This window comes from Shewanella sp. 125m-7 (assembly GCF_052977045.1).
Genome location: NZ_JBRILQ010000084.1, coordinates 1 through 5,165, shown reverse-complemented (window position 1 = coordinate 5,165; position 5,165 = coordinate 1). Strand labels below are relative to the sequence as shown.

The 5,165-nt window shown below is 40.7% G+C and carries 4 protein-coding genes; 3 read left to right on the top strand and 1 reads right to left on the bottom strand.

The window, feature by feature from the left end:
- The first annotated feature begins 491 nt into the window (after positions 1 to 491).
- The 3 genes from ACVBIL_RS20480 (at position 492) to ACVBIL_RS20470 (ending at position 4,617) form a co-directional block, all read left to right on the top strand.
- On the top strand, positions 492 to 1,277 hold the full coding sequence (locus ACVBIL_RS20480) for a class I SAM-dependent DNA methyltransferase (RefSeq protein WP_447168779.1): 786 nt from the start codon (positions 492 to 494) through the stop codon (positions 1,275 to 1,277).
- Between the two features lie 167 nt (positions 1,278 to 1,444).
- Complete coding sequence (locus ACVBIL_RS20475; RefSeq protein WP_447168778.1) at positions 1,445 to 3,682, top strand: multiheme c-type cytochrome; 2,238 nt, start codon at positions 1,445 to 1,447, stop codon at positions 3,680 to 3,682.
- 83 nt (positions 3,683 to 3,765) lie between these two features.
- Positions 3,766 to 4,617 carry a bile acid:sodium symporter family protein gene (locus ACVBIL_RS20470; RefSeq protein ID WP_447168777.1) on the top strand — a complete coding sequence of 284 codons (852 nt, stop codon included), beginning with the start codon at positions 3,766 to 3,768 and terminating at the stop codon, positions 4,615 to 4,617.
- Here ACVBIL_RS20470 and ACVBIL_RS20465 read toward each other — a convergent pair.
- Entirely contained in the window at positions 4,604 to 4,846 is a 243-nt protein-coding gene (locus ACVBIL_RS20465) for a helix-turn-helix domain-containing protein (protein ID WP_447168776.1), read from the bottom strand. The two genes, ACVBIL_RS20470 and ACVBIL_RS20465, sit on opposite strands and share 14 nt — an antisense overlap.
- Positions 4,847 to 5,165 lie beyond the last annotated feature (319 nt).

Here is a 5,165-nt window from a genome sequence, read left to right as displayed (position 1 = left end):
CTAGCAACATTATGCCGATTTCCTTTTGGCGCTCAGTTAGAGATAGTTGAAACATGTCTTGCCAGCTCTTTGAGCTGTTTTTCTGCTTTGGATTTAGAACTCTCATTTTATAAGCATTGCCAACACTGCAGTGGTGTTTAGTTTGGCCGCAAAAAAGTCGAGTAATCACTAATATCATCAAGCGGTAATTCACTTGTTGTTGCCAATATTTTCAGATAAGTTTAATCATCCCTTAAATTATTTTGCTTTATAGAGCATAAGATAAAGCAATGCTTACGACTTAAAATTCATTACGTTATAGAGTGATGTATCGCCAGCTCGAGTCTCGTCTCTGTTAAATGACTCCTGTAAAAGTATGAGCCGACAACGTGGCATGCCTTGGAGTCTAAAAATGTAGTATCTTGTTGATTCTACATTAGGGGGTTAGTTATATTGCGGGTGGTTTAGTAATATTGCTAGACGTTAGATTTCAACAAGACACGGAGCTGTTAGTGAATCTTCTTCAAGAATATGAAAAACAACAGCGTTGGCGAAACTGGCAGCGCTATCTTCAGTTTATACCTGTGAGTCAAGATGACTCGATGGTTGATCTTGGTTGCTCTGTTGGAGATGTATCCCGCCTTTTTTCGTATCGAGTCAAAAATGTTTTAGGTGTCGATATTAATCAAGAATTCATTGATTTCTGTGAGTCAAACAAAGTCAGCAATGAAACCTTCATATGCACTGATATTCTGAGCTTAGATTACCTATCTGTTGGAGCTGTAAACGGAATTTGGAGCAGTTTTTCCCTTTCCTATCTTAGCAATCCACTCGACTTTTTAGTCTCTGTATATTCAAAAATGAACCAGGGAGCTTGGATAGCATTACTCGATGTCTCCTGCTTTATTTCTGGGAATCTCAGCAGCAATAGTAAGTACTACGACAAGGTGAGGAGCTTTGAACTTGAATCATACAAGTCTGGCATTTATGACTTTGATTTTGGTGCCAAAATGCAGAACTTATTGCAAAATTCCGGATTCGAAATCGTCTATGTTGACAATGATGTTGTCGATCCAGAGTTAAATTTCTCCGGTGCAGCGCCGACAGAAATTATTGAGAGTTGGGTAGCAAGGCTCGATAGAATGCAGAGATTAAAAGAAGAGTTAGGGACGCAATACACTGAATTTTGCGATGAACTACTTACCAGTCTTAGTTCTGAGCATCACCAAAAGCGAGAGAATGTTAGGTTCGTTGTTGCAAAGAAATCTAACTCATATCAGTCCAAACAAAGTGCGTAATACCAGAAGTTGCTAATGTATGCGGGCAGCAATTTACGACAACTATTTACGAGCGTTATTTGCGACCGGGATAAATGGAATCACGCTGTCATTTTTACCGCTATGTTAGGTGCGCTTTTTGCTACTGGATATGAATGATGATTAAACAAAGGGATTTGGTGTAATTGATGAAAAGTGCGCTGTTTATATTTTTTATTGCCTTGATAAGCCACTCTGTACATGGCACTAATTTTGTTGGAGTGACTAATTTTGTAGGAGTGACTAAGTGTGTTGAATGTCATCAAAAAGAGGTGGCAGAATGGCAGACTTCCCAACATGCTCAGGCCATGAGCCACGCGAGTGATGAGACCGTATTAGCGGATTTTGATCAAGCATCACTTATGTTTCAAGGTAAACAAAATCGCTTTTTCCGCAAAGGGAAAGAGTTTTGGGTGAATATAGAAGGCCCCAATAATCAGTTCTTTGATTATCAGATAAAGTACACCTTTGGTGTATACCCATTGCAGCAATATATGGTGGAGTTTGGTGACGGTAGAGTCCAGCTTATTCCTTATACTTGGGATGCTCGCAGTAAAGAGGAGGGCGGTCAGCGCTGGTATCATCTCTACCCGCAATTTACTCAACAGTCTGATGAGTTTTTTTGGTTAAATGAAGGGCAAAACTGGAATTACATGTGTGCGGATTGCCATTCTACCAATATAAAGAAAGGCTATGACAAACAAAAAAACACTTACCAAACGACCTGGTCGGAAATCAATGTTTCTTGCGAAGCTTGTCATGGTGCCGCTTTCGAGCATGTAAAATGGGCTGGTCAAAAAAATAAAAGTGCCAATAAGGGATTTGACCGTACTTTACAGCCAAGTGTTACGAATTGGGGCGACAGCGGAACCGGTATTCTCGAGCCTCAAGGCTTGCAACCTAGCCAACAATTAACAGCTTGTGCCCAGTGTCATAGCCGAGGCGTACAGCTTAATGAAAGCCATGATAACATTGAAAATAATGAATATTTAGATAGGCAACAGTTAACACTGATTAACAGTGAACTTTACCATAGTGATGGGCAGATCTATGATGAAAACTATGTGTATGGCTCCTTTCTTCAATCAAAAATGAGTCAGGCAGGGGTTGTTTGCTCTAATTGTCATAACCCCCACACAGGAAAGGTTAAAATGGCAGAGCCAGCTTTGTGCTTGCAATGTCATAGTCCAAGCCACTACGCCGCTGAAGTGCATTCTCGCCATGAGTCTGGTACCGAAGGCAGTTTGTGCAGTGACTGTCATATGGTTGAAGAAAAGTACATGCAAGTTGATCTTCGCAAGGATCATAGCTGGCAAATCCCACGCCCCGATTTAAGTGAGAAAATGGGTGTACCAAACGCATGTGTCAGTTGTCATAAACAGAAAGATAATAAATGGGCAAGTACACAATTAGCTAAATGGTTTCCAGATTCTGCCATCCAAAATAGTGCTCATTTCTCACAGGCTTTTTTTGCCGCAGATAATTTACATCAAGGAGCGGAGAGGCGATTAAAGGAGGTTGTGGAAAATAAGCAACTAAGCTCAATTATTACAGCGTCTGCTTTAGAACGGTTGGCACAATATCCAGGGCAAGTGGCTTATAGAACGAGTCTAGCCTCTTTAAACAATAGTAGTAGTCTAGTCCGCTTGGGTGCTGTGCAAGCAATGGCCCCCTATTCACCAGAGCAGCAGTGGCACGCATTAAGCTCTATGTTAAATGATCCCGTGCTCAGTATACGGCTTCTTACGGCAAGTTTACTGGTACCACAATGGCCAAGGCTGACTAAGCAGCAACAGACTCTGCTTAAGCCGAGTTTAGACGAGTATTTAGCGGTTCAACATTACAATAGCGACCGCGCGGGTAGAACGAATATTGCGAATGTTTATCGTCACCAAGGCTTGTTGGCTCAAGCGGAAGAAGAGTATTTAGGCGCGATACAAGTCGAACCCATTTATGTACTTTCTTATATTAATCTAGCCGACCTTTATCGGAGTTTGCAGCGCAATGACCAAGCGATAGCGATATTAAAGCAAGGTCTGTTAGTGGTTAAGCAAAATGGGATTTTACATCATGCATTGGGGTTAGCTTATATTCGAGACAAACGCATGAAAGTGGCCACGGAACATCTACTTAACGCAACCATATTTGAACCCGCTAATGCACGTTTCCATTACATTTATGCATTAGCTGTTGAGTCTCATGACCGAGTAAAAGCTGAGCAAGCATTAATAACGGCTTATGAATTAAGTCATGACCCACAGTATTTATACCAACAATGCGATTTTCTTATTCGGAATAAACGCAAGAATGCGGCTGTTTGTGTTGAGCAATTAGAAAAACTGGTGCCAGTAGGCGCCGTGAAAGCGCTCAAAAGAAAACTGCAATAGCGGTACTCTTCGCAATATTTTATGAGACTGATTTTAGGCCTACTAATGAGCATGCTATTGGTACAGTGTGAGGAGTCATAGTCATGGTGTACATTGCAGTGCAAAGCATCCTATTTTACCTTATGTTATTGATAGGGTTGAATCTGACCATGAAGGATTTACGGCGTATCAAACGCCATCCCTATTTAGTGGTTGGCATCACCGTCGCTCAAATAGTCATGCTACCGTTATTGGCTTACCTATTAATATTGCTGTTTAAACCTCAAGAATCTATTGCTATTGGTATGATGCTGGTTGCGATTTGTCCAAGTGGGGCATTATCGAATTTCTATAGCCTGATGGCTAAAGGGGATGCGGCGCTATCATTAACGTTAACGGCTGTGAGTAGTTTTGTCTCCGTCTTTGTTTTACCTATTATTTTGATATTTTTCTACTCGCAATTTAGTGTCAGCTCATCTCAATTATCAAGCGTGGTTGTCACACAAGCGGTTCAACTCAGTTTGACGCTATTGCTGCCGGTGGTGATGGGTATATTCATCCGAAATAAGTTTGAAATTAAGCTAATACCTCGATTAGCACAACTTGAACGATGTGGTTTTATCGGTTTGTTATTACTTATTGCAGGGATATTGGTCAATAATTTTGCGGCGATTGGTGAACAGTTACTGTTACTGATTATTCTTTCTAGCACTTTTACGCTACTGGCTATGTTGTTAGCTTCTTGCTTATGCCGATTCGCTAAGTTAACAATAACAATGAGCCTAAGCATTCTTTTTGAATTCCCGGTTCGAAATTTGGCTGTCGCGACCTTTGTTGCTGTAAATGTTTTTGCTCGCGCAGATTATTTGTTATTTGCAGCTTTATTTTTGGTGATTCAAACCCCCTTTATGTTGTTGTCTGTCTGGTGGGGGAGAAGATGGGTTAGCCTTGCTTAAGTGTTTGAGAAGGAAGTTCACCAAATAGTTGGCGATATTCTGATGCAAAACGGCCTAGCTCTAAAAATCCCCACTGCAGTGCAGCATGCGATACCGTGATTGAAGCATCGCTAGTTAATAGCGTTTCTCTGACTCCATTTAGTCGAACGACCTTAAGGTAACGGATCGGTGTTATTCCTAAGTATTCACGAAAACCATACTCTAAACTGCGTTCGCTGAGGTTTGCCACTGTGCACAACTCAGATATTGAAGGCAAGCATGATGCAAATGATTGAAGATAGTCTATTACTCGATAAACACCTGCTATCCTGCGTGAATGAGGGCTTAAGGTGCTGGTATTATGTTCACTATTTAGTACCGTTTTTAAGGTGATTTGAGTGACTGAATTGGCGATAAACTCGCAAGTTTTTACTGATTGAAATAGGTTGTCAGTACTTGCAATTAATTTGAATATATAAAGAATACTATTTGGGCTCTTCTCCGCTTAAGTGAGTCTATTCATATCAAAGATCATAAATAACATTATCATTTACAACACTTTCTTATCT

Excerpts from the sequence above, each read along its gene's own strand:
- ACVBIL_RS20475 (WP_447168778.1), top strand. The coding sequence starts at position 1,445 with ATGAAAAGTGCGCTGTTTATATTTTTTATTGCCTTGATAAGCCACTCT.
- ACVBIL_RS20470 (WP_447168777.1), top strand. The coding sequence starts at position 3,766 with ATGGTGTACATTGCAGTGCAAAGCATCCTATTTTACCTTATGTTATTG.